This is a genomic window from Lapillicoccus jejuensis, from assembly GCF_006715055.1.
Taxonomy (GTDB): domain Bacteria; phylum Actinomycetota; class Actinomycetes; order Actinomycetales; family Dermatophilaceae; genus Lapillicoccus; species Lapillicoccus jejuensis.
The window spans coordinates 2,539,003-2,562,927 of the sequence record NZ_VFMN01000001.1 but is presented as its reverse complement, the minus strand read 5'-3'; the positions used below and the strand labels follow the sequence as shown (position 1 = coordinate 2,562,927).

21 protein-coding genes are annotated in these 23,925 nt (G+C 75.5%); 5 read left to right on the top strand and 16 right to left on the bottom strand.

Annotation, left to right across the window (positions count from 1 at the left end):
* The first annotated feature begins 85 nt into the window (after positions 1–85).
* Complete coding sequence (locus FB458_RS12105) at positions 86–382, top strand: WhiB family transcriptional regulator (RefSeq protein ID WP_141848714.1); 297 nt, start codon at positions 86–88, stop codon at positions 380–382.
* A gap of 386 nt (positions 383–768) precedes the next feature.
* Here the strand turns inward: FB458_RS12105 and groL are convergent, their stop codons facing one another.
* On the bottom strand, positions 769–2,385 hold the full coding sequence (gene groL, locus FB458_RS12100; protein WP_141848713.1) for a chaperonin GroEL: 1,617 nt from the start codon (positions 2,383–2,385) through the stop codon (positions 769–771).
* A 125-nt stretch (positions 2,386–2,510) separates the two neighbouring features.
* A complete protein-coding gene (groES, locus tag FB458_RS12095; RefSeq protein WP_141848712.1) occupies positions 2,511–2,804 on the bottom strand; it encodes a co-chaperone GroES in 294 nt (97 codons plus the stop codon).
* A gap of 216 nt (positions 2,805–3,020) precedes the next feature.
* Here groES and FB458_RS12090 point away from each other — a divergent pair, with 216 nt between their 5' ends.
* A complete protein-coding gene (locus tag FB458_RS12090; protein ID WP_141848711.1) occupies positions 3,021–3,992 on the top strand; it encodes an aldo/keto reductase in 972 nt (323 codons plus the stop codon).
* 190 nt (positions 3,993–4,182) lie between these two features.
* Positions 4,183–5,418, top strand: a complete 1,236-nt coding sequence (locus FB458_RS12085) for a THUMP-like domain-containing protein (RefSeq protein WP_141848710.1) — start codon at positions 4,183–4,185, stop codon at positions 5,416–5,418.
* A gap of 58 nt (positions 5,419–5,476) precedes the next feature.
* Here the strand turns inward: FB458_RS12085 and FB458_RS21345 are convergent, their stop codons facing one another.
* On the bottom strand, positions 5,477–7,699 hold the full coding sequence (locus FB458_RS21345; protein ID WP_246061187.1) for a PfkB family carbohydrate kinase: 2,223 nt from the start codon (positions 7,697–7,699) through the stop codon (positions 5,477–5,479).
* Here FB458_RS21345 and FB458_RS12075 point away from each other — a divergent pair.
* Positions 7,698–8,687, top strand: coding sequence for a glycoside hydrolase family 3 N-terminal domain-containing protein (locus FB458_RS12075; RefSeq protein WP_246061186.1), 990 nt, complete (start codon positions 7,698–7,700; stop codon positions 8,685–8,687). The genes FB458_RS21345 and FB458_RS12075 overlap by 2 nt on opposite strands.
* Positions 8,688–8,849: 162 nt before the next feature.
* Here the strand turns inward: FB458_RS12075 and tsaD are convergent, their stop codons facing one another.
* The 12 genes from tsaD to glmS form a co-directional block, all read right to left on the bottom strand.
* On the bottom strand, positions 8,850–9,896 hold the full coding sequence (tsaD, locus tag FB458_RS12070) for a tRNA (adenosine(37)-N6)-threonylcarbamoyltransferase complex transferase subunit TsaD (protein WP_141848708.1): 1,047 nt from the start codon (positions 9,894–9,896) through the stop codon (positions 8,850–8,852).
* On the bottom strand, positions 9,889–10,350 hold the full coding sequence (gene rimI, locus FB458_RS12065; protein WP_246061555.1) for a ribosomal protein S18-alanine N-acetyltransferase: 462 nt from the start codon (positions 10,348–10,350) through the stop codon (positions 9,889–9,891). Before rimI ends, tsaD begins: the two co-directional genes overlap by 8 nt.
* 68 nt (positions 10,351–10,418) lie before the next feature.
* Entirely contained in the window at positions 10,419–11,090 is a 672-nt protein-coding gene (gene tsaB / locus FB458_RS12060) for a tRNA (adenosine(37)-N6)-threonylcarbamoyltransferase complex dimerization subunit type 1 TsaB (RefSeq protein WP_141848707.1), read from the bottom strand.
* Positions 11,091–11,100: 10 nt separating this feature from the next.
* Positions 11,101–11,607 (bottom strand): tRNA (adenosine(37)-N6)-threonylcarbamoyltransferase complex ATPase subunit type 1 TsaE, encoded by a 507-nt coding sequence (gene tsaE / locus FB458_RS12055; protein WP_246061185.1) that lies wholly within the window; start codon positions 11,605–11,607, stop codon positions 11,101–11,103.
* Entirely contained in the window at positions 11,600–12,862 is a 1,263-nt protein-coding gene (locus FB458_RS12050; RefSeq protein WP_141848706.1) for an alpha/beta fold hydrolase, read from the bottom strand. Before FB458_RS12050 ends, tsaE begins: the two co-directional genes overlap by 8 nt.
* A complete protein-coding gene (gene alr, locus FB458_RS12045; protein WP_246061184.1) occupies positions 12,859–14,043 on the bottom strand; it encodes an alanine racemase in 1,185 nt (394 codons plus the stop codon). The genes FB458_RS12050 and alr overlap by 4 nt, the downstream gene beginning before the upstream one ends.
* 49 nt (positions 14,044–14,092) lie before the next feature.
* Positions 14,093–15,106 carry an ABC transporter ATP-binding protein gene (locus FB458_RS12040; RefSeq protein WP_246061183.1) on the bottom strand — a complete coding sequence of 338 codons (1,014 nt, stop codon included), beginning with the start codon at positions 15,104–15,106 and terminating at the stop codon, positions 14,093–14,095.
* Positions 15,103–16,695 carry an ABC transporter permease gene (locus tag FB458_RS12035; protein ID WP_246061182.1) on the bottom strand — a complete coding sequence of 531 codons (1,593 nt, stop codon included), beginning with the start codon at positions 16,693–16,695 and terminating at the stop codon, positions 15,103–15,105. The genes FB458_RS12040 and FB458_RS12035 overlap by 4 nt, the downstream gene beginning before the upstream one ends.
* Positions 16,696–16,697: 2 nt before the next feature.
* Positions 16,698–17,753 (bottom strand): iron ABC transporter substrate-binding protein, encoded by a 1,056-nt coding sequence (locus tag FB458_RS12030; protein ID WP_141848705.1) that lies wholly within the window; start codon positions 17,751–17,753, stop codon positions 16,698–16,700.
* Between the two features lie 86 nt (positions 17,754–17,839).
* On the bottom strand, positions 17,840–19,402 hold the full coding sequence (locus FB458_RS12025; RefSeq protein WP_141848704.1) for a bifunctional ADP-dependent NAD(P)H-hydrate dehydratase/NAD(P)H-hydrate epimerase: 1,563 nt from the start codon (positions 19,400–19,402) through the stop codon (positions 17,840–17,842).
* Positions 19,399–19,758 carry a holo-ACP synthase gene (locus FB458_RS12020; RefSeq protein WP_141848703.1) on the bottom strand — a complete coding sequence of 120 codons (360 nt, stop codon included), beginning with the start codon at positions 19,756–19,758 and terminating at the stop codon, positions 19,399–19,401. The genes FB458_RS12025 and FB458_RS12020 overlap by 4 nt, the downstream gene beginning before the upstream one ends.
* 16 nt (positions 19,759–19,774) lie before the next feature.
* Positions 19,775–21,652 carry a glutamine--fructose-6-phosphate transaminase (isomerizing) gene (glmS, locus tag FB458_RS12015; RefSeq protein WP_141848702.1) on the bottom strand — a complete coding sequence of 626 codons (1,878 nt, stop codon included), beginning with the start codon at positions 21,650–21,652 and terminating at the stop codon, positions 19,775–19,777.
* A 68-nt stretch (positions 21,653–21,720) separates the two neighbouring features.
* Here glmS and coaA point away from each other — a divergent pair, with 68 nt between their 5' ends.
* On the top strand, positions 21,721–22,701 hold the full coding sequence (gene coaA / locus FB458_RS12010; protein ID WP_141848701.1) for a type I pantothenate kinase: 981 nt from the start codon (positions 21,721–21,723) through the stop codon (positions 22,699–22,701).
* Between the two features lie 114 nt (positions 22,702–22,815).
* On the opposite strand, the gene FB458_RS12005 is transcribed toward coaA, so the two are convergent.
* Positions 22,816–23,559 (bottom strand): aggregation-promoting factor C-terminal-like domain-containing protein, encoded by a 744-nt coding sequence (locus FB458_RS12005; protein WP_141848700.1) that lies wholly within the window; start codon positions 23,557–23,559, stop codon positions 22,816–22,818.
* Positions 23,560–23,925 lie beyond the last annotated feature (366 nt).

Here is a 23,925-nt window from a genome sequence, read left to right as displayed (position 1 = left end):
CCGGGTGCAGCACCCACCGGCTCCCGCCGACCGACCGACCCGTCGGCCGCGGGGGCGACCCGGCTCGAAGTGTGGAGGGGACACGATGGCGGAGATCTCGCGACTGCCCGGCCCGGTGGCCGACCTGTGGGAGTGGCAGCTGGAGGGTGCGTGCCGTCGGGAGAACCCCGAGGTCTTCTTCCACCCCGAGGGTGAGCGCGGCCCCGCGCGTCGCGACCGCGACAGCGCCGCCAAGGAGGTCTGCGGCTCCTGCCCCGTCCTGCGGATGTGCCGCGAGCACGCCCTGCGGGTGCGCGAGCCGTACGGCGTCTGGGGCGGCATGACCGAGGACGAGCGGGAGGCCGTGTACGTCGGCGCCCCGGTCGTCGCCGCCGCCTCCTGACCCTCCTTCCCCCCGACAGACCCTTCCGACCCTGACCCCCGCCCTCGTCGGCAACCCCTGAGCCGACGACCGGCGGGCGCTCCCCGGCCTTGGGGGAGCACGCCACGGACCCCCCTGGACCCGGGGTCCGCGGTCCGCCCGGAACCGAGCTGCACGGGACCGGGCGGAGCCACAAGGTGGAGTGAGGAGGGACCGCACCCGGCGCGAGCAGCGCCCCCCCGGCGCCCCCCGGGTGCGGTCCCGTTCCCTCCAGACGCGCCGTCGCCGGCACCCCCCGGCGGCGGCGCGTCGCTCTGCCCGTACTGCGCCCCGTCAGCCCCCCGCACGCGGCGACGCCCCCCACCCCGAGGGGGTGGAGGGCGTCGTACGGGCTGGGTCAGCCGACCTCAGTGGCCGTGGCCGTGCCCGTGGCCGCCGGCGGCCTCGGGAGCGTCCTCGGGCTTCTCGACGACGAGGGTGTCCGTCGTGAGGATCATCGAGGCGATCGACGCGGCGTTGCGCAGCGCCGAGCGGGTGACCTTGACCGGGTCGATGACGCCGGCCTTGAGCAGGTCGCCGTACTCGCCGGTCGCGGCGTTGAAGCCCTGGCCGGCCTCGAGCTCGGCCACCTTGGAGGTGACGACGTAGCCCTGCAGGCCCGCGTTCTCGGCGATCCAGCGCAGCGGCTCGGCCGCGGCCTTGCGCACGATGGACGCGCCGGTGGCCTCGTCGCCCTCGAGGGCGAGGTCGTCGAGCGCGGACGCGGCGTGGATGAGCGCCGAGCCACCGCCGCCGACGATGCCCTCCTCGATGGCCGCGCGGGTCGCCGAGATGGCGTCCTCGATGCGGTGCTTCTTCTCCTTGAGCTCGACCTCGGTGTGCGCGCCGACCTTGATGACGCAGACGCCGCCGGCGAGCTTGGCGAGGCGCTCCTGGAGCTTCTCGCGGTCCCAGTCGGAGTCGGTGCGCTCGATCTCGGCCTTGATCTGGTGGACGCGTGCGTCGACCTCGTCCTTGGCGCCGGCACCCTCGATGACCGTCGCCGTGTCCTTGGTGACGACGACGCGACGGGCCTGGCCGAGGACCTCGAGACCGGCCTGCTCGAGCTTGAGGCCGACCTCCTCGGCGACGACCTGGCCACCGGTGAGGACGGCGAGGTCCTGCAGCATCGCCTTGCGGCGGTCGCCGAACCCGGGGGCCTTGACGGCCGCGACGTTGAAGGTGCCCTTGATCTTGTTGACGACCAGGGTCGACAGCGCCTCGCCGTCGACGTCCTCGGCCACGACGAGCAGCGGCTTGCCGGCCTGGACGACCTTCTCCAGCAGCGGGAGGACGTCGGCGATGGCCGAGATCTTGCCCTGGTTGATGAGGATGTAGCAGTCCTCGAGGACGGCCTCCATCCGCTCGGTGTCGGTGACGAAGTACGCCGAGATGTAGCCCTTGTCGAACTGCATGCCCTCGGTGAACTCGAGCTCGGTCGACGTCGACGAGGACTCCTCGACGGAGATGACGCCGTCCTTGCCGACCTTGTCGAACGCCTCGGCGATGGTGGCGCCGATCTGCTCGTCCTGCGCGGACAGCGACGCGACCGCGGCGACCTCGGCGGTGCCGTCGACCTCGCGGGCGGTCTCGAGGAGGCGGTCGTTGACCGCGGCGACGGCCTTGTCGATGCCGCGCTTGAGCGCGGACGGCGCGGCCCCGGCCGCGACGTTGCGCAGACCCTCCTTGACCATCGCCTGGGCGAGGACGGTCGCGGTCGTCGTGCCGTCACCGGCGACGTCGTTGGTCTTGGTCGCGACCTCCTTGGCGAGCTGGGCGCCGAGGTTCTCGTACGGGTCCTCGAGCTCGACCTCGCGGGCGATCGTCACGCCGTCGTTGGTGATCGTGGGCGCGCCCCACTTCTTGTCGATGACGACGTTGCGGCCCTTGGGGCCGAGCGTCACCTTCACCGCGTTCGCGAGCGCGTCGACACCGCGCTCGAGCGCCTTGCGGGCGGAGTCGTCGAACTCCAGCGTCTTGGCCATCAGATTCCTTCGCTAGTGGGTGTGCGTCACGCGCGGATGCCGGGTGCCCGCCGGGAGGCGTGCACCCGGCATCGCGGTGGTCGTGCTGTGGAGCTGGTGGTGCTGGTCGTGCGTGAGCGGGTCGCTCAGGCGACGACGGCGAGCACGTCGCGGGCCGACAGGATGAGGTACTCCTGGCCGCCGTGCTTGACCTCGGTGCCGCCGTACTTGCTGTAGATCACGCGGTCGCCCTCCTTGATGTCGAGCGGGACGCGGTTGCCCTTGTCGTCGATGCGACCCGGGCCGACGGCGAGGACCTCGCCCTCCTGGGGCTTCTCCTTCGCGGTGTCCGGGATGACGAGGCCCGAGGCCGTCGTCTGCTCGGCCTCGAGGGACTTGACCACGATGCGGTCCTCGAGCGGCTTGATGGAAACCGACACGGTGCTGACCTCCCCTTCGGGAATGTCTGGGAAACGGGTGGACTGGGTGCCCGGCGCTGCGCCGTCGCGGGGGTCGCGTCCCCGGGCGAGTAGCACTCCCACCAGGAGAGTGCCAACCGACGCCAAATCTAGGAGCGCGGTTAGCACTCGGTCAAGTCGAGTGCCAAATCTGGGGTCGGGGGGAACAGCGACGCCGTACGGCGGCTTGCGACGGACATGCGCTACCACCGTCTCGGACAGTCCGGCCTGGTCGTCTCCGCCGTCACCCTCGGCTGCATGAGCTGGGGCGACCCGGCCCGCGGCGGGCACCCCTGGGTCAAGGACGAGGCCTTCGCGCGCGCCACCATCGAGGCGGCGCTCGAGGCCGGCATCACGACCTTCGACACCGCCAACGCCTACTCCGGCGGGTCGAGCGAGGAGTTCACCGGCCGGGCCCTGAAGGACCTCGCCCCGCGCGAGGACGTCGTCATCGCGACGAAGGTCTTCAACCGGATGCGGCCGGGCCCCTACGGCGCCGGGCTCTCGCGCAAGGCGATCCTCCACGAGGTCGACGCGTCGCTGACCCGGCTCGGCACCGACTACATCGACCTCTACCAGATCCACCGCTGGGACCCCGAGACGCCGATCGAGGAGACGATGGAGGCGCTGCACGACGTCGTCCAGTCGGGGAAGGTCCGCTACCTCGGGGCGTCGTCGATGTACGCCTGGCAGTTCGCCAAGGCGCAGTACACCGCCGACCTCGCCGGGTGGACGCGGTTCGTCTCGATGCAGGACCACTACAACCTGCTCTACCGCGAGGAGGAGCGCGAGATGCTGCCCCTCTGCCTCGACCAGGGCGTCGGCGTCCTGCCGTGGAGCCCGCTGGCCCGCGGGCGCCTGACCCGGCCGTGGGACACCGCGACCTCGCGCACCGAGACCGACGAGTTCGGCGGCACGCTCTACCGCGACGAGGACGCGGCGACCGTGCAGACGGTCCTCGACGTGGCCTCGCGGCGAGGGGTCTCGCCGGCCCAGGTCGCGCTCGCGTGGGTCATGGCCCAGGACGCGGTGACCTCGCCGATCGTCGGGGTGACCAAGCCGGAGCACCTGAGCGACGCCGTCGCCGCCGTCGACCTCGAGCTGAGCGACGACGAGCTCGCCGAGCTGGGCGCGGGCTACCTCCCGCACGCGGTCGCCGGCCACCGCTGAGTCCCCGCGAATCGGATTCGGTCCGCTCGGCTCCGGTCCTGACCCGAGCCGAGTGGCCCGAATCCGATTCGGGTGGGTCCCCTCCGGCGGCTTGACGCAGCGTCCAGCCGGTTGACGCCCTGTGCACGCAACGTCAAGTGGCTCGACGCTGCGTCGAGTCCACCCTGGCTGCGTCTGGGAGGATGCCGGCGTGGACCTCGCCTCGATCAGCCTCCTCGTGGGCGGCGAGGGATGGGGCCTGCTCCAGTCCCTGCCGCCGTACGACGCCGCGGGTGAGCTCCGCCTCCAGGCGCGGCTGCGCGACGCCGGGTTCGACCCGGCCCTCGTCTCCGCCGCGCTGACCCAGTCGAGGCTGCGGGCCAAGGGCGCGGGCAAGTTCGGCGACTTCGCCGCGGAGATGCTCTTCACCCCGGACGGCCTCGAGCAGGCGACCCGGCTCGAGGTCGCCGCCCACCACGCCGCCCGCTACCTCGAGGCCGGCGTGGCGACCGTCTTCGACCTCGGCTGCGGCATCGGCGCCGACGCGATGGCCTTCGCCGGGCTCGACCTCGCCGTCCGCGCCGTCGAGCTCGACGACGTCACCGCCGTCGTCGCCGGGGTCAACCTGCGGCACTGGCCCGACGCGAGCGTCACCCCCGGCCGGCTCGAGGACGTCCTGCTCCCGGTCGGCGACGCCGCCGAGCACACCGGGGTGTGGCTCGACCCGGCGCGTCGGACGCCCGGTCACGCGGACGCGACCGGCCGCACCCGCCGGGTCTTCTCGCTCGACCGGATGCAGCCGACCTGGCAGGAGGTGCAGGCGCTGGCGACGCGCGTCCGCGCCACCGGGGTCAAGCTCTCCCCCGCGATGCCGCACTCGGCGGTCCCGCCCGGCACCGAGGCGCAGTGGACGTCTTGGGCCGGCGAGGTCGTCGAGTGCGCGGTGTGGTGGGGGCCTCTGGCCCGGGTACGTGGCCGCACCGCGCTCGTCCTGAGACCTGGGCGCCCGCCGGTCCAGCTCGGCGAGGCCGACGCGGTGGGCGCGCCGGCCCCGCTCACCGACCCGGCCGGCCTCGGCCCGTGGCTCTACGAGCCGGACCGCGCGGTCACCCGCGCCGGCCTCACCGGCGCGCTCGCCCACCGGGTCGACGGCCGCGAGCTCGACGGCGACGTCGGCTTCGTCACGGGGTCGGCGGCCGTGGACGTGCCGTGGGCGCAGCGGTACGCCGTCCTCGACGCCCTCCCCTGGAACGTCAAGGCCGTCCGCGCCCGGCTGCGCGACCACGGGGTCGAGCGGCTCACCGCCAAGACCCGCGGCGTCCCGCTCGACGCCGACGGCGTGCGCCGCCAGCTGCGGCTGCCCGAGGGCGGCCGCGGCACCGAGGGGACGCTGGTCGTCACCCGTCTCACGGGGACGCCGTACGCCGTCCTGGTGCGCCCGGCCTGACGCGACCTCACCGCTGCGTCCGAGAGCTCGGCCGTCGGGACCGCCGCCACCTCGGACGCTAGGCGGTCGCGGCGCGCATCGCCGCGGCGACGGCGGCGTCCCGGTCCGCGCCGGTCGCGAGGGCGGCGGCGAGCGCGCCGACGAAGGCGTCGTCGCGCTCGGGCGAGGACTCCGGGCGGTCGGGCGGGGCGCCGGGGGCGTCGTACCGGCTCGCGTCCCAGACGCAGCCCGCCGCCCCGAACGTGACGAGCAGCGACGCCGGCAGGACGCCGGACTCGGCGACGAGCGCGGCCTCGCGCTCGCCCGCGACGAGCGGGTCCGCGGCAGCCGCGACGTCGGGCGGCAGGGGCCGGTACGGCGACGCGTGCACCACGAGCCGCGCCCCGGCGCGCCCCGCGCGGGCCGCCGCCTCGCGGACGGCGCTCGTGGGGGCGGCGAGCGAGACGACGACGACGTCCTGCGGTCCGAGCCCACCGGGCGGGGTGACGTCGCCGGCCTCGAGCGCGGCCGCGGCGCCCTCGACCTCGACGACCCGTTGGGCGAGGTCGGCGTCCTGCGTGACGAGCCGGGTCGCCGTGGACCGTGCGGGGTCGACGGCGAGCGCGAGCCCCACCCCGTCCTCCCGCAGGGCCTGCGCCACGGCGCGACCGTCGGCGTCGTCGCCGACCCGACCGACGAACGTGACGCCGGCCCCCGCCGCGGCCGCCGCTCGCGCGTGGGCCGGCCCGCGGCCACCGACCGAGCGCCGGACCATGTTGCCGGTGACGGTCTCCCCCGCCCCCGGGGCGTCGTCGACGACCACGGTGACCTCGGCCGCCGGCGCCCCGACCACGACGACCCGGCCGACCCGACCCCGGCGAATCGGGTTCGGGGCGCTCGGCTCGCGTCCGGACCCGAGCCGAGTGCCCCGAATCCGATTCGGGTCGCCCGGCTCGGTCGCCCCGGAGACGGTGTCGACCCAGAGCCGGGCGTACCGCGACCCCAGCACCTCGAGGGCGACGTCGACGCGGGCGGGCGCCAGACCGTGCGGGTCGTGCGAGACGTCGCCGTCCCAGGGGCGGCGGTCGACGATCGTCCGCCCGCGGGTCCAGGCCCCGGTCAGCTCGACCCGCACCGGCCGGCGCTCGCTGCGGTAGCCGTCGGGGTCGACCACGGCGCAGACCGCCCCGGCGTCGCCGATGGTCGCGTCGTCGGCGGCGAACCGGTCGCACTGGTGCAGCACCAGCCGACCGGCGAGCTCGGCCGGCCCGCGCCCGCCGGCCGCGACGAGCTCCTCCGCCTGCTCGCGCGTCACCCGGGCGCCGTAGAAGACGTCGAGCCCCCACATCGTCACCGGCACCCCGAGGTCGGTCGCCGCGTCGAGCACGAGCGCGGCCGCCTCCGGGTCGTGGAACACGTTGAACTCCGCCGACGCCGTCGCGTTGCCGACGTCCGCGGCGCCGCCCATGAGGACGATCTCGCGCAGCCCGGCCGCCGCCTCCGGGTGGGTGCGGAGCAGCAGAGCGACGTTGGTCAGCGGCGCGAGCGGCACGAGCGTGACCCGCCGGTCCTCGCCGTCCGGACCCGGCCGCGCCGCGTCGAGCAGCACGTCGCGCAGCAGCTCGACGGCGTGGCGGGGGTCGGCTGCCCGCGTCGACGGGGCCCACCCGAGGTCGGCCATCCCGTCCTCACCGTGGACGTGCCGCGCGTGCACCGGCGCCTCGAGCAGCGGTCGGGCCGCCCCGCGCGCGACCGGCACGTCGTCGCGACCGCCCACCTCGAGGACGAGCAGCGTGTTGGCGACGACCTGGTCGACGTCGGCGTTGCCGCCCACGCAGGTGACGGCGACGAGGTCCAGCCCCGGGTGCAGGGCGGCCAGCAGCAGCGCGCACGCGTCGTCGACGCCGGTGTCGACGTCGAGGACCACCCGGCGCCGTACGGCGGGCCGCCCCGGCTGCGGCGGGCTCGTCGGGTTAGCGTCGGGACCCATGGGCAGGACGCTACCGACCGCACGCCTGGCCGGCCTCGTGGCGGTGGTCGCCCTCACGGCGAGCGCCTGCACCGGCGGTGGGACCGCCGCGCCGACGACCTCGGTGGCCGGCTCGTCCTCGTCGGGGTCCTCGTCGGGGTCCTCGTCGGGGTCCTCGTCGGGGTCCTCGTCCACGACGACGTCGCCCTCGTCCACCTCCCGTACGACGTCCCCCACGACCTCGCGCCCACCCACCTCCACCGCCGCGGCCAGCTGCGCGACCCGGGCCGCCGCCGGGCTCACCGTCCCCCAGAAGGTCGGCCAGCTGCTCATGGTCGGGCTGCTCTCGGGTGACGGCGAGCGCTCGCTGGACGCCGCGATCACCTCGCTGCACCTCGGCGGCGTCGTCTACCTCGGCGGCTGGGACGGCTCGGGCACCGTCGCCGCCGCGTCGCAGCACGTGCAGGGCCGGACCGGCCCGCAGGGCACCGCCGACATCGGCCTGCTCGTCGCCGCCGACCAGGAGGGCGGGCAGGTCCTCCAGCTGCGCCCGCCCGGTTTCACCGCGGTCCCGAGCGCGCTCTCGATGGGCGCGCAGGGGGCGGCGGCCACGACGTCGTACGGCGCCACCATCGGCCGCCAGCTCAAGGCCGCCGGCGTCAACGTCGACCTCGCCCCGGTCGCCGACACCGTGCCCGCCGCCCTCGGTCGCGGCAACGGCCCGATCGGACGCTACGACCGCCAGTTCGGTTCGGACCCCACGACCGTCGCCCGCGGGGTGCAGGCCTTCGTCACGGGTCTGCGCTCGGCCGGGGTCGTCGCGACGGTCAAGCACTTCCCCGGGCTCGGCCGGATCACCGCCAACACCGACACCTCGAGCGCCGGGACGACCGACACCCAGACGACGGCGACGGACGCGTACCTGCAGCCGTTCGTGACAGGGGTGGCGGCGGGCGCGCAGCTCGTCATGGTGTCGAGCGCGACGTACGCCCGGATCGACGGCTCCCAGCCCGCGGTCTTCTCGCGCACGGTCGTCACCGACCTGCTGCGGGGACGGCTGGGGTACGGCGGCGTCGTCGTCACCGACGACGTCGGGGTCGCCGCGGCGGTGGCGTCCGTGCCGGCCGGTGACCGCGCGGTCCGCTTCGTCGACGCCGGCGGCGACATCGTGCTCTCGGCCAGCCTGTCCGCCGCGCAGGCGATGGCCGCGTCGATGCAGGCCCGGTACGCCGCCGACCCCGCCTTCGCGGCCAAGGTCGACGCCTCGGTCGGTCGGGTCCTCGCGCTCAAGCAGGGGATGGGGCTGCTGCCCTGCGGGTGACGGCGCGCTGCTGAAGTCCATCAATTGATGGGTTCCAGCAACCCGCCCCGCCCACGCGCTGCTGAGATCCATCAATTGATGGGTTCCAGCAACCCGCCCCGCCCACGCGCTGCTGAAGTCCATCAATTGATGGGTTCCAGCAACCCGCCCGGCGCGCCGATGTCAGGCCTGGACCAGCTGCACCGGCATCGAGCTGTCGGCGGGCAGGTCGAGCCCCGACGGCTCCCGACCCCGCTCGACCATGAGCGCACCGAGCGCGGCGACCATCGCGCCGTTGTCGGTGCACAGGCCCGGCCGGGGCACCCGCAGCCGGATGCCGGCCGCGTCGCAGCGCTCCTGCGCGAGCGCCCGCAGTCGCGAGTTCGCCGCGACGCCACCACCGATGAGCAGGTCGTCGACGCCCTGGTCGGCGCACGCCCGGACGGCCTTGCGGGTGAGCACGTCGACGACGGCCTCCTGGAAGGACGCGGCGACGTCCGGCACCGGCACCGGCTCGCCCGCCTCCTCGCGGGCCCGGACCCACCGCGAGACCGCCGTCTTCAGCCCGGAGAACGAGAAGTCGAACTCGTGCCGCTGCAGGTCCTTGCCGGACGTCAGCCCGCGCGGGAAGTCGATGGCCACCTTGTCGCCCTCGCGCGCCGCGCGGTCGACGTGCGGCCCGCCGGGGAACGGCAACCCCAGCAGCCGGGCCACCTTGTCGAAGGCCTCCCCCGCCGCGTCGTCGATGGTCGACCCCAGCGGGCGCACGTCGGCGGTGACGTCGGGGACGACGAGCAGGCTGGAGTGCCCGCCGGACACGAGCAGCGCCATCGTCGGCTCGGGCAGCGGCCCGTGCTCGACGACGTCGACGGCGACGTGGGAGGCGAGGTGGTTGACGCCGTACAGCGGCTTCCCCAGCCCCACGGCGAGCGCCTTCGCGGCGGCGACCCCGACGACGAGCGCGCCGGCGAGCCCCGGCCCGGAGGTGACGGCGATCGCGTCGAGGTCGGCGAGCCGCACCCCGGCGTCGCGGCAGGCCCGCTCGACCGTCGGCACCATCGCCTCGAGGTGCGCCCGGCTGGCGACCTCCGGGACGACGCCGCCGAAGCGCGCGTGCTCGTCGACGCTGCTCGCGACGGCGTCGACGAGCAGCGTCGACCCGCGCACGATCCCGACGCCGGTCTCGTCGCACGAGGTCTCGATCCCGAGGACCAGCGGTTCGTCAGCCACGATCAGTTCCCTTCTGCGACAACAGCTTCCGCATGATGACGGCGTCGACGTCGCCCGGCTGGTAGTAGCGCCGGCGCACCGACAGCTCGGCGAACCCGTGCCGCGCGTAGAGCCGCCGGGCGGGCGCGTTGTCGGCCCGCACCTCGAGCAGCAGCGCCTCGGCACCGCTCTCCTCGGCCCGCGCGACGAGCCAGCCCACGAGCCGGTCGCCGAGCCCGGTCCCGCGCGCGGCGGGCACGACCGCGACGGTCATGACGTCGGCCACCTCCCCCGCCAGGTCGACCCCCGCGTAGCCCAGCACCTCGCCGGACGCGTCCACCGCGACGACGTAGTCGCGCCGCGGCCGCCCCGCGAGCTCGGCCCACCACGTCGCCTCCGACCACGCGTCGTCCGCGAACAGCTCGGCGTCGAGCTCGGCCAGCCGCGCGAGGTCCGGCCAGGCGACGGACCGCAGCGCCCGTACGACGCCCCGCCCGTCCCGCTCGCGCGAGGGGACCTCCGCCACCGCGCCCGTCGACCCGCTCACGGCCGCGCGGCCGACGGCACCGCGTCGGGCCGACGCAGGTAGAGCGCCTCCTGCTCGTCGACGACCTCGCCGGCGCCGAGCCGGGCGGCGACGAGCGAGGCCAGCGCCCCGGCGGAGACGTCGAGCAGCGGCAGCCCGTGGGTCAGCGCGTCGGGGTACAACCCCGGCCCGCGCCCGACGGTCGGCAGCGACCGGACGTCGTCCGGCAGGTCGGCGGCCCGGCCCACGGCCGGCTCGCCGCGGCGCTCCACCCCGCCGGGGCGCCCGGGCACGACGTCGTACGCCGCCCAGTAGACCTCCTTGCGCCGCGCGTCCGTGGCCACCAGCAGCGCACCACCACCGACGAGCCCGTCGGCGACCGCCTGCGCGGCGAGCGCGTCGAGGCTGCCGACGCCGTGCACCCGCGCGCCGACGGCGAGCGCGAGGGTCCGCCCCGTGACGATCCCGACGCGCAGCCCGGTGAACGGGCCCGGGCCGAGCCCGACGGCGACGTCGGTGACGTCGGCGGGGACGGCGCCGGCCTGCGCGAGCACGCGCTGCACGCCGGGCGCGAGGTGCTCGGCGTGCCCGCGGGCGTCGAGGGTGGTCGCCTCGGCGAGCACCGTCGACCCGTCGTGCAGGGCCACGGTGATCGCCGTCGTCGAGGTGTCGAGGGCCAGGAGCAGCACGGCGGTCAGGCTATCCGGCGAGGGCCGCGAGGGCGGCGGCCGCCTCGGGGGCGGACCAGCGCGGTCCGGCGGCGCCGAGGACCGCGTGCCGGGCCTCGCCCTCGCCGACGGTGAGGGTCAGCTCGAGCCGGTCGGGCGAGAGCAGCTCGGCGACGCCGTGCCCCCACTCGACGACGGTCACCGACTCCTCGACGCCCGCGTCGAGGTCGAGGTCGTCGAGCTCGAGCGTGCCGCCGAGCCGGTAGGCGTCGACGTGGACCAGCGGCGGCCCGTCTCCGAGCGACGGGTGGACGCGGGCGATGACGAAGGTCGGCGAGGTCACCGCGCCGCGCACGCCGAGCGCCTCCCCGAGGCCCTGGGTCAGGGTGGTCTTGCCGGCCCCGAGGTCACCGGTGAGGACGAGCAGGTCACCGGCGCGCAGCAGCCCGCCGAGGGCGGTGCCCAGCGCGCGGGTCGCCTCCGGTGTCGGCAGCTCGGTCTCCAGGACCGTGCGCAGGGCGGGGTCGGGGTCAGGCACCGTCGGCCTCCTCCGTCGGGCGGCGCACGGCGCGGCCCCGGCGGGGCACCGGGATCCGGTCGCGTCGCTGGGCCCGGCGCCGCTCGCGGGCCCGCTCGATGATCTGCTGCTTGGCGACGTTGGTCAGCACCTGCCGGGTGCGCGGCTTGTCCTGCGCCGCCAGCCCCTCGGCGGCGGCCCGCGCCGTGCGCTCGCCGAGGTCGACGAGGTGGTCGCTGAGCACGTCCGGGTGCTCGAGCATGATGACGTGGCCGGCGTCGCGCAGCACGAGGTGCTCCGCGCCCGGCACGACCTGGACGATCGCCTCGCTGTGCGCGGGCGGGGTGAGGACGTCGTCCTCGCCGTTGAAGACGAGCACGTCGGCCCCGCGGTAGGCCTCGAGCGCGCGGATCTTGTCGTAGGTCGCGAAGGCCGGCGAGAACCCCGAGACGACCCGCAGGTCGGTCCCGAGCAGCATCGACGCGGCCAGCCGCACGACCGAGCGCGGCACCGGCGAGGCGAAGGAGTACCGCTCGACGAGGTGCTCGGCGAGGTCCTTGTTGGCCCGCAGCACCGTCTTGAGCAGCTCGGGCCGGTCGGCGAACACGCCGGCCGTCGCCGGGCCGAGCCGCTCGATGAGCACCCGCCCGATCGACGCGGCGACGTCGCCCGCGGCGAGCGGCTGCCCGCCGGCGGAGGTCGCGACGAAGGCGGCCGCGCCGACGCGCTCCTTGACCACGCCCGGGTGCTGCTCGGCGAGGGCGAGCATCGTCATGCCGCCCATCGAGTGCCCGACGAGCAGGAGCGGACCCTCGGGCACGACCTGCTCGAGCACCCGGTGCAGGTCGTCGCCCAGCTGGTCGATGGTGTACGACGCCGCGTCGCCCTTCTCCGAGCGGCCGTGCCCGCGCTGGTCCCAGACGACGACCCGGTGACCGGCGCGGGTGAGGGCGCGGCGCTGGAAGACCCAGCAGGCGCTGCTGAGGCAGTAGCCGTGGGTGAGGACGACGGTGGCCTTGGGCACCGTCGCGTCCCCGCTGGTCACCGTCCGCTCGCTGTCCTCCACCGGCTCGTCGACCTCGACGTGCAGCGGGACCCCGTCGCCGGCGACGACGACGAGCTCGCGGCTCGGCACGGCGACGAGGCTCTCGCCGGTCTCCAGGGCCTCGGCGCGGCGGCGGTGCATCCGATCGGCGACGAGCCCGGCGGCTGTGGCGGCGCCGGCCAGCCCGACGCCGACCCCGAAGCCGATGAGGCCCTTGGGGCTCGGTGTCACGAGGCGACCCCGTCGGCCGCGGCGAGGACCTCCTGGCCCACGACGACGCGGGGCACCCGCGCGCCGACCCGGGTGACGACCTCGTACGCGATGGTGTCGGTCGCCTCGGCCCAGTCCTGCGCCGTGGGCGCACCGGAGCCGGGGCCGAAGACGACCACCTCGTCGCCCTCACGGGCGGTGGCGTCGGGGCCGAGGTCGACGACGACCTGGTCCATGCAGACCCGCCCCGCGATGGGGTAGGTGCGCCCGCCGACGGAGATCGGGCCGCAGTTGGTCGCGAGCCGCGGGATGCCGTCGGCGTAGCCCAGCGGGACGAGCCCGAGGACGGTGTCGGTGGGCGTCGTGTAGAGGTGGCCGTAGCTGACCCCCGACCCCGCGGGCACCCGCTTGACCAGCGCCAGCCGGGCGGTGAGGGTCATCGCGGGGGTGAGCTCGAGCTGCGCGGACGTCGCGACCTGCGGCGCCGGCGCGATCCCGTAGACGGCGATCCCGGGCCGCACGAGGTCGTAGTGCAGCGACGGGTCGGACACGACGGCGGCGGAGTTCGCCACGTGCCGCAGCTGCGGTCGCAGCCCCGCCCGCTCCGCCTCCCGTACGGCGTCGTCGAAGACCGCCTGCTGCTGCCGGGTCACCGGCGACGCGGGCACGTCGGAGGCCACGAGGTGGGACCAGACGGCGACGACCTCGACGACGCCCTCGGCCTCGAGCGCGCGCGCCTGCGCGACGAGCGCGGTGAAGTCGGGGCCGTAGGCGCCACCGCGGGACAGCCCGGTGTCGACCTTGAGGTGGACGCGCGCCGTGCCGCCCGCGGCCCGCGCGCCGGCGGCGACCTCGTCGAGGTCCCAGCGGCCCGAGCAGCTGACGTCGATGTCGCGGCGCACCGCCTCGGCGAAGTCGGTGCCAGGGACGTGCAGCCAGGTGAACACGCGCCCACCGACCCCGGCGTCGCGCAGCGCGACGGCCTCGGAGTGCAGCGCCGCGCCGATCCACGTCGCGCCGCCGGCGCGGGCGGCCCGCGCGGCGGTGACGGCACCGTGCCCGTAGCCGTCGGCCTTGACGATGGCCATGACCTCGGCGGAGTCCACGAAGTCGCGCAGCCGCCGGACGTTGTCGCGGATGGCCCGGGCGTCGACGACGGCGCTGGCGGGCAGGTGGCGCGCCTCGGGCGGGGTCAGGGTCACGACCACCGATTCTGGCAGGTCGGACGGCGTGCGCCGACCGGCCCCCGGGTCACGGCGCGCCGACGTCGAGCCGCACCCGCTCCCCCGCGGCGGGCAGGTCGGTGCCGGTGGCGCGCGCGGTGACGGAGGTCCCGTCGTCGAGCCGCACGACGCACACGTGGTCGTGACCGTGGAACGTCGTGCTGACGACGACGGCGTCGCCCTGCGGGTCCCGGGTGAAGGAGACCTCCTCGGGCCGCACGAGCCGGCCGGCGAGGACGTTCGCCTCGCCGAGGGCACGGGCGACGACGGCGTCGACCGGCCGGTGGTAGACCTCCTGCGGCGGGCCCTCCTGCGCCACCTTCCCGGCGTGCAGGACGGCGACCCGGTCGGCGAGCGCCATCGCCTCGTCGGGGTCGTGGGTGACGAGGACGGCGGTCGTCCCGGCGGCGCGCAGCGCCGCGATGGTCGCGGCGCTCGTCTCGCGCCGCGAGTCGGTGTCGAGCGAGGAGAACGGCTCGTCGAGCAGGACGACCCGCGGCCGCGGCGCGAGCGCCCGGGCCAGGGCGACCCGCTGCTGCTGCCCGCCGGACAGCTCGTGCGGGTGGCGGGACGCCAGCTCGGGCGCCAGCCCGACGAGCTCGAGCAGCTCGGCCACCCGGTCGCGGTGCCCGCGGGCGCGGCCGCGCCACCCGGATCGGGGCAGCCCGAAGGCGAGGTTGCCGGCGACGTCGACGTGCGGGAACAGCGCGCCCTCCTGCGGGACGTAGCCGATCCCGCGGCCGGCCGTGGGCACGACCCGCCGGCCCCGGGTGAGCTCGGCGCCGTCGAGGGTGACGGTGCCGGCGTCGGGGCGCAGGAACCCGGCGACGACGCGCAGCAGCGTCGTCTTGCCGCAGCCCGACGGGCCGAGCAGCGCCGTCACCTCGCCGGCGCGGACGGTGAGGTCGAGACCGTCGAGGACGGGCCGTGCGCCGTACGCGTGGGTGAGCCCGCGCACCTCGACGGCGGCGCCGGGGGCGGCGGGCCACGCGGTCGCCGGGGTCGGCGGCGCGACGGGGCTCACCTCGGGTGCGGTCGTCACGGCAGCCTCCTCGTCGCGTCGTTCCCGCCCCGGGCGACGAGCCAGGCCGCCGGGGCGCACAGCAGGACCAACAGGGCAGCGTACGGCGCCGCGGCGCCGTACTCCACCGCGCTGGAGTGGCTCCAGAACTCGGTGGCCAGCGTCCGCGTGCCGAGCGGGGAGAGCAGCAGCGTCGCGGTGAGCTCCGTCGAGGCGCCGAGGAAGACCAGCGCCGCGCCGGCGCCCGCCGCGGGCGCGAGCGCCGGCAGCACGACGCGGCGCAGCACGGAGAGCGGCCGCAGCCCCAGGGTCGCGGCCGCCTCCTCGACGACCGGTGGCAGCTGCTTGAGGCCGGCGGTGAGGCTGACGACCGCGCGGGGCAGGAACAGGACGCCGTACGCCGCCACGAGCATCACCGGGCTCTGGTAGAGCCCCGGGACGACGCGCAGCCCGACGGTGACGAGCGAGAGGGCGACGACGATGCCGGGCAGCCCGGTGCCGAGGAAGGTCAGGCGCTCGACGAGCACCGACAGCGGCCCGGGACGGCGCACGGCCAGCCAGGCCACCGGCACGGCGGCGAGGACGACGACGAGGGCGGCGACCAGGCCGAGGCCGAGGCTCGAGGCGGCGGTGCCGAGCAGCAGCCCGGGGTCGACGCTCGAGGACGAGCCGTCGAGCCACCAGCGGCCGATGACGACGAGCGGCACGAGCACCGAGGCGGCGACGAGCGCGGTGAGCGCGAGCAGCGCGGGGACCCGCCGGGCGCCGAGCCGGACGGGGGCGACGGGGCGGGTCGCACCCCGGCCGACGGCGGCGTACCGGCCCCGACCCTGCAGGCCGAGCTCGCCGCCGAGCAGGACGAGGCTGACGACGACGAGGACGGCGGCCATCGACGTGCTCGCCGGGCCGCTGAACGACGAGCGGAACTGGTCGTAGACGGCGGTGCTCAGCGTCGGGAAGCGCAGCAGCGCCAGCGCCCCGAACTCGGCGACGAGGTGCAGCGCGACGAGCAGCGCCCCGCCGAGCAGCGCCGGCCGCAGCTGCGGCAGGGTGACCCGGCGGAACGCCGCTGCGGGCGAGAGCCCGAGGGCGGAGGCGACCTCGGCCTGCGCCGGGTCGAGGCCGCGCAGGGCCGCGGCGACGGGGACGTAGACGAGCGGGGCGTAGGCGAGCGTCGTGACGAGCAGCGCGCCGTCGTACCCGTCGGCGGTGGGCAGCACCGAGGACCAGGCGTAGGCCGAGACGAAGGCCGGGACGGCGAGCGGCGCGACGAGCGCGGCGTGCCAGAAGCGGGACGCGGGCAGGTCGGTGCGCGTGACGAGCCACGCGGCGCCCACCCCGAGGACGAGGCTGAGCGTCACCGCGCCGCCGACGAGCGCCGCCGTGTTGGTGAGCAGCTCGAGGGTGCGCGGGCGGAGCACCAGCGCCCGGGTCGTCGCCCACGGGGTCGTCGCGAGGGCCTGGACGACGACGGCGAGCGGGACGAGCGAGAGCAGCCCGACGACGAGCGCGAGCAGGCCGGCGCCGGACGCGGGCAGGCCGCGGCGGCCGGCGCGGCCCGAGGGCGCGGCGCCGGCCACCGGGCCGGGGGTGAGGACGGGGGCGCTCACCCTCAGATGAGCCCCGCCTGCTGCATCATCGACACGACCTGCTTGCCGTTGAGGCCGGCGACGTCGACGGTCGGCGCCTGCAGGTCGGCGATCGGCTTGAGCTTCGGGCCGGGCGCGACGTCGCTGGCGATGGGGTACTCCAGCGCCGAGCTGTTCGCGAGGATCTCCTGACCCGCCTTGCTCGTGAGGAACTCGACGAACTTCTGGGCCGCGGCCGGGTTCTTCGCCGACTTCAGCACCCCGGCGCCGGAGACGCTGAGGAAGGCGCCCGGGTCCTGCTTGCCGAAGTAGTGCAGCTCGACCGAGGAGCTGTTGGCGCCGGACTCGGCGCGGTCCTTGGCCCAGTAGTAGTGGTAGATGACGCCCGCGTCGAGCTCACCGGCGTTGACGGCCTTCATGATCGCCGTGTTGCCCTGGTAGACCTTGGCGTTCGCCTTCAGCCCGGTCAGCCACTGCTGCGTCGCCGCCTCGCCCTCGAGACTGAGGACGGCGCTGACGATGGCCTGGAAGTCGGCGCCGCCGGCGGCGATGCCGAACCGGCCCTTCCACTGCGGCTGCGCGAGGTCGAGCAGGCTGGCCGGGAGCTGGCCCGACGACACCTTGGACGGGTTGTAGGCGAAGACGGTGGCGCGCGCGGCCCAGCCGGTCCACGTGCCGGTCGAGGGCCGGTAGGCGGCGGGGACGGCGTCGCTGGCGGTCGACGAGACCGGCGCGAAGAGGCCGGCGCCGGCGACGAGGTCCATCGAGGGCGAGTTCTCGGTGAGGAAGACGTCGGCCGGGGAGGCCGAGCCCTCCTGGACGAGCTGGTTGCCGAGCTCCGCGTCGTCGCCGTTGCGCAGCGTGACCTGGATGCCGGTCTGCTTGGTGAAGCCGTCGACCAGCTCCTGGACGAGGTCCTCGTGCTGGGCGTTGTAGACGACGATCGAGCCGCTCGCGCCGGCCCCGTCGGTGGCCGCGGCGCCGCCGGCGGCCTCACCGGTCGTGGAGCCGCAGGCGGCGAGAGTGGCGGCCAGCGCGCTGGCCCCGATGGCCGCGAGCACGGCGCGTCGGCGGAGCATGGGGGGTCCTTCCGTCATGGGGGTCGTGCCTCGGGGGGGCACTGAGGTAAGCCTCACCTAAGAGACGGAGGGAAGGCAAATCCGGTTCAGCGGGACAGCAGCGACCGCACCGCGGGTCCGACCTCGGCGGCCAGGTCGAGGATGCGCAGCGGGCCGCCGGCCGAGGCCCGGTCGGCCGCGACGCCGTGGACGAGCGCGCCGAGCGAGCCCGCGTCGCGGGGGGCCAGTCCCGCGGCGAGCAGCGTCCCGCACAGCCCGCCGAGGACGTCGCCGGCGCCGGCGGTGGCCACCCAGGCGGGCGCGTCGCGCTGCGCGCGCACCGGGACCCCGTCGTCGGGGTCGACCACGAGGGTCGTCGACCCCTTGAGCAGCACGGTGGCGCCCGTACGACGCGCCGCGTCCCGGGCGTGCGCGAGCGGCGCCGCCTCGACGGCTCGACGGTCGACGTCCTCGCCGCGCAGCGTCGACAGCAGCCGGGCCAGCTCGCCCGCGTGGGGGGTGAGCAGGGTCGGGGCGTCGCGGCCGCTGAGGCGGTCGACGAGCTCGAGGGCGCCGGCGTCGACGAGGACGGGCAGGTCGCTCGCCAGCGCCTCGTGGGCGCGCTCGCGCTGGGCCAGGGCGTCGGCCCCCACGCTTTCCCCCGACCCCAGGTCGAAGCCGGATCCGATCACCCAGGCCTGCACGCGGCCGGCCGCGGTGACCACCTCGGGGGCGCGCTGGTGGACGAGCCACTGGACGTCGCTCGGGCCGAGGTAGCGGATCATCCCCGGTCCCGCGCCGAGGGCGCCGAGGACGCTGAGGACGGCGGCGCCGGGATACTGCACCGACCCGGCGACGACGCCGACGACGCCGCGGGAGTACTTGTCGCTGTGGGCGTCCGGGACGGGCCAGAGGCCCCGCACGTCGTCGTACGTGAGCCGCTCGACGACCGGGCGGGCGCCCGAGCGCTGCAGCGCGCCACCCTCACCGGCCCCGTCGTCCTCGAGACCGATGTCGACGACCGTGAGCCGGCCGACGGCGGCCTCCGTGGCGGGCAGCAGGTGCACGGGCTTGACCAGCGAGAAGGTCACCGTCTCGTCGGCGATCACCTGCGCCGCGAGGTCGTCGGGCAGGCTCTCCCCCGCCGGGTCGGCGCCCGAAGGCAGGTCGACGGCGAGCACCCACGCGTCGTCGGGGACGGCGTCGACGAGCCGGCGGGCGTCGTCGCGCAGACCGGGCCGACCGCCGATCCCGAGCAGGCCGTCGACGACGAGGTCGGCCTCGGCGAGCAGGGCCGTGGCCTGCTCCCCGGCGGCCCGGTCGTCGCCGTCGAGGACGACCGCCCCGGCCTCGAGCGCGGCGGCGCGGGCGGTGTCGGCGTCGTCGCCGTCACCCGCGGCGGGCCGGCCCAGGGTGACGACGCCGACGGCGACCTCGCTGTGGGCGAGGTGCGCGGCGGCCCACAGCGCGTCGCCGCCGTTGTCGCCGCGGCCGGCGAGGACGACGACCCGCGGCTCGCCGGTGCGGCGGTGGCCGGCGTCGGCGAGCCGGGCGAGGACGACCTCGGCGAGCCCGCGCGAGGCGCGCTGCATGAGCTCGCCCTCGGGCAGGTCCGCCCGGGCGAGGTCCTCGACGGCCCGGACGTCGGCGACGGCGTACGCCTCGATCATGCTCGGTCACCTTCCGCGACGACGACGGCCGACGCGATGCCCGCGTCGTGCGACAGCGAGACGTGGAACCGCGCGACCCCGAGCTCGGACGCCCAGGCGGCCACGGAGCCCCGTACCCGCAGGGACGGCTTGCCCCACGCGTCCTTCTCGACCTCGGCGTCGGTCCACGACAGGCCGGCCGGGGCGCCCAGCGCCTTGGCCACGGCCTCCTTGGCGGCGAACCGCGCGGCGAGAGAGGCGAGCGGCAGGTCGCGCTCGCCGTCGGTGAAGAGCCGGGTCCGCAGCGCCGGGGTGCGCTCGAGCGTCGCGCCGAAGCGGGCGACGTCGACGACGTCGATCCCGACGCCGACGATCACGCGGCGACCTGGCTGGTCACTCGACCGTGACCGACTTGGCGAGGTTGCGCGGCTGGTCGACGTCGAGGCCCTTGGCGCTGGCCAGCTCGCAGGCGAAGACCTGCAGCGGGACGACGGTGAGCAGCGGCGCCAGCAGCGTCGGCACGGTGGGGACGCTGATGATCTCGTCGGCGAAGGGGACGACGGACTCGTCGCCCTCCTCGGCGATGACGAGGGTGCGGGCCCCGCGGGCGCGGATCTCCTGGATGTTGGAGACGACCTTGCCGTGCAGGCCGTGCTCGGTCGACGGCGACGGGACGACGACGAAGACCGGCTGCCCGGGCTCGACGAGCGCGATCGGGCCGTGCTTGAGCTCGCCGGCGGCGAAGCCCTCGGCGTGGATGTAGGCCAGCTCCTTGAGCTTGAGCGCGCCCTCCATGGCGACCGGGTAGCCGACGTGGCGACCGAGGAAGAGGACGGCCGGGCTGTCGGCCATGAAGCGGGCGATCTCGCGGACCCGGCCCATCGCGTCGAGGACGGTGCGGATCTTGGCCGGGACCTCGTGCAGCTCCTTCATCACCGCCTGCGCCTCGTCGGCGTAGGTGCCGCCGCGCAGCTGGGCGAGGTAGAGGCCGAGGACGTAGACCGCGGTGATCTGCGCGAGGAACGCCTTGGTCGAGGCGACCGCGATCTCGGGGCCGGCGTGGGTGTAGAGCACCGCGTCGGACTCGCGCGGGATCGTCGAGCCGTGCGTGTTGCAGATGGCGATGGTCATCGCGCCGAGCTCGCGGGCGTGCTTGACCGCCATGAGCGTGTCCATCGTCTCGCCCGACTGGCTGATCGAGACGACGAGGGTGCGGTCGTCCACGACCGGGTCGCGGTAGCGGAACTCGTGCGCGAGCTCGACCTCGCAGGGGATGCGGGTCCAGTGCTCGATGGCGTACTTGGCGACCATGCCGGCGTACGACGCCGTGCCGCAGGCGACGAGGACGATCTTGCTGACCCGCTTGAGCGCCTCCTCGTCGATGCGCAGCTCGTCGAGGACGAGCGCGCCGGCCGCGTCGGTGCGACCGAGCAACGTGTCGGCGACGGCCTGCGGCTGCTCGTCGATCTCCTTGTCCATGAAGGAGCGGAAGCCGCCCTTCTCGGCCGCGGCGGCGTCCCAGTCGACGTGGTAGCGCCGGCCCTCGGCGGGCGTGCCGTCGAAGCCGACGACGCTCACCGCGTCGGGGGTGATGGTGACGACCTGGTCCTGGCCGAGCTCCATCGCCTCGCGGGTGTGGCCGATGAAGGCGGCGACGTCGGAGCCGAGGAAGTTCTCCCCCTCCCCCAGGCCGACGACGAGCGGGCTGTTGCGGCGGGCGCCGACGACGACGCCGGGCGCGTCGGCGTGCACGGCGAGCAGCGTGAAGGCGCCCTCGAGGTGGGCGACCACCTCGAGCATCGCCGCGGTGAGGTCGCCCGTCGTGTCGAAGGCGCGGGCCACGAGGTGGGCGGCGACCTCGGTGTCGGTCTCCGAGCGGAACGTCACGCCGTCGGCGAGCAGCTGCTGCTTGAGGGCGTGGAAGTTCTCGATGATCCCGTTGTGGATGAGGGCGAGCCGCCCGTCGGGGCCGCCGAGGTGCGGGTGCGCGTTCTCGTCGGTGGGGCCGCCGTGGGTGGCCCAGCGGGTGTGCCCGATCGCGGTCGTCGCCGGCGCCAGCGGGTGGTTCTCCAGCTCGGAGCGCAGGTTGGCCAGCTTGCCGGCCCGCTTGGCCACGGCGACCGGGGGCGCCGACCCGTCGGCGGCCGGCCCCACGAGCGCGACCCCCGCCGAGTCGTAGCCGCGGTACTCGAGGCGCGCGAGGCCCTCCATGACGACCTCGAGGGCGCGTCCGTCCAGGGTCCGGCCGACGTAGCCGACGATTCCGCACATGGGGGCCAGCGTAGGGCGCGCGGGCCGCGGCGCCGCGCAGCCGCGGGCGCGTGCGACACAATGGCGCCGTGACGACGACCCACCACGGCGGCCCGGCCGCCGCGACCAAGGTGTCCCTGCCGTCGCCGTACGTCGAGCTCGACCGCGCCGCCTGGTCGCGGCTGCGCGAGAACCACCCGCTCAACCTCACCGCCGCCGACCTGGCCCGGCTCGGCGGTCTCGGCGACCCCATCGACCTCACCGAGGTCGAGGAGGTCTACCTGCCGATCTCGCGGCTGCTCAACTACTTCGTCGCCACGACCGGTCAGCTGCACCGGATCACGAGCAACTTCCTCGGCGAGCGCCCTCCGCGCACCCCGTTCGTCATCGGGGTCGCCGGGTCGGTGGCGGTCGGCAAGTCGACGACCTCGCGGCTGCTGCGCGAGCTGCTCTCGCGCTGGCCCGGCACCCCGCAGGTCGAGCTCGTCACCACCGACGGGTTCCTCTTCCCCAACGCCGTGCTCGAGCGGCGGGGACTGTTGTCCCGCAAGGGCTTTCCCGAGTCCTACGACCGGCGGGCCCTGCTGCGCTTCGTCGCCGAGGTCAAGGCGGGTAAGGCCGAGGTGAGCGCGCCGGTCTACAGCCACCTCGTCTACGACATCGTCCCGGGCGAGCGGGTCGTCGTCCGGCAGCCCGACGTGCTCATCGTCGAGGGCCTCAACGTCCTGCAGGGACCGGTCGTGCGGGCCGACCGCGGGACGGGTATGGCGGTCAGCGACTTCTTCGACTTCTCGGTCTACGTCGACGCGCGGACGGCCGACCTGCAGCAGTGGTACGTCGAGCGCTTCCTGCGGCTGCGCGAGACGGCCTTCGCCGACCCGACGTCGTACTTCCACCGGTACGCCGCCCTCGACGACGAGCAGGCGCGCGCGACCGCAGGCCGCATCTGGCGCGAGATCAACGGCCCCAACCTCGCCGAGAACATCCTGCCGACCCGGTCACGGGCCAGCCTCGTCCTCACCAAGGGCGAGAACCACACCGTGCGCCGGGTCCGCCTCCGCAAGCTCTGACCGGGAGAGCAGAACACCCCACTTGTTGCCACTTTTCGCCCGGCGGGCGCGCGGCGACCGGCCCGCTCGAGCGGCGAAAAGTGGCAACAAGTGGGGTGTCCCCCCGGGTGCGGCTCAGTACCAGTTGGTGGCCTGGCTGTGCGCCCAGGCCGAGCACGGGGTGCCGTACGACGCCTTGATGTACTGCAGGCCCCAGGTGATCTGGGTGACCGGGTTGGTCCGGTAGTCGCTCGCGACGGTCCCCATCTTCGAGGCCGGCAGCGACTGCGGGATGCCGTAGGCGCCGGAGCCCGCGTTGGTGGCGGTGTACTGCCAGCCGCTCTCCTTGGTCCACAGCGAGTTCAGGCAGCTGAACTGGCCGTCGCTCCAGCCGTAGTCGGCAAGCATCATCCGCGCCACGGAGCGCGGGTCGTCCTGCGCGGCGGCAAGGACCTGCTGGCGCTGCGCCTCGCGGGCGGCGCGCTGGGCCTCGGCCTGGCGCTGCGCGGCGAGCTGCTGGGCCGCGGCGGCCGCGGCGGCGGCCTTGGCCTTGGCGGCGGCGTCCCGGTCGGCCTGCGCCTTGAGCGCGGCGGCGGCGGTGCTCTGGCGGTGCTCGGCGTCGTCCTGACGTTGGGCGCTGCCGATCTCCGACATCGTCTGGTCGACGGCGGCGGACGGCACGCCGCTCGAGGTGAGGGTGCCGGTGGCCTCGCCGGCCTTGGCGTACCCGGCGGCGGACGCCCCCAGCAGGGCCACGGCGGCGGCGGTCGTCAGCACGGGGCGCCGTACGGTGGCGGCGGCGAGCCGGTGGCGGCGCGAGGTCTGCGGGGCGCGGTGCCGGCCGGGCTGGCGGTGTCGTCCTTCGTGTCGCTGGGCCACTCGTGCTGCTCCTACCTGTCGTCGCGCCTCGGGGCGCCTGCGTGCTGCTCGTTCGTCGCGATGCGGTCGTGCGCGATCGCCGTGCGGTCGTGGGTCGTGCCGGGAGGACGGGGTCGTGCCACACCGCGGGCGGCCGGGCGCGCCGGTCGGCACGCTCCCGCTACGGGTCCGGGGCCGTCATCGGCCCTGCGGTCCCCTGGCAGCGCCCGACCCCCGTCGAGGGCGTTACCAAACCGAGATGTTGCTCGGTCAGCCTGGCACGCTCGCGGGGGTCGAGGCAAATCGTCGCGCTGTCGCGCGACCCGTGGGGCGGGTGTGACGGACGGGGCGTCTCCCCCGCCCGTCACCGCCCGGACGGTGCGGGGG

What these genes read in the sequence shown, in the direction of transcription:
- FB458_RS12105 (WP_141848714.1), top strand. Translation starts at nt 86, where the DNA reads ATGGCGGAGATCTCGCGACTGCCCGGCCCGGTGGCCGACCTGTGGGAG.
- groL (WP_141848713.1), bottom strand. Translation starts at nt 2,385, where the DNA reads ATGGCCAAGACGCTGGAGTTCGACGACTCCGCCCGCAAGGCGCTCGAG.
- FB458_RS12090 (WP_141848711.1), top strand. Translation starts at nt 3,021, where the DNA reads ATGCGCTACCACCGTCTCGGACAGTCCGGCCTGGTCGTCTCCGCCGTC.
- FB458_RS12075 (WP_246061186.1), top strand. Translation starts at nt 7,698, where the DNA reads ATGGTCGGGCTGCTCTCGGGTGACGGCGAGCGCTCGCTGGACGCCGCG.
- FB458_RS21345 (WP_246061187.1), bottom strand. Translation starts at nt 7,699, where the DNA reads ATGAGCAGCTGGCCGACCTTCTGGGGGACGGTGAGCCCGGCGGCGGCC.
- FB458_RS12030 (WP_141848705.1), bottom strand. Translation starts at nt 17,753, where the DNA reads ATGCTCCGCCGACGCGCCGTGCTCGCGGCCATCGGGGCCAGCGCGCTG.
- FB458_RS12025 (WP_141848704.1), bottom strand. Translation starts at nt 19,402, where the DNA reads ATGATCGAGGCGTACGCCGTCGCCGACGTCCGGGCCGTCGAGGACCTC.
- glmS (WP_141848702.1), bottom strand. Translation starts at nt 21,652, where the DNA reads ATGTGCGGAATCGTCGGCTACGTCGGCCGGACCCTGGACGGACGCGCC.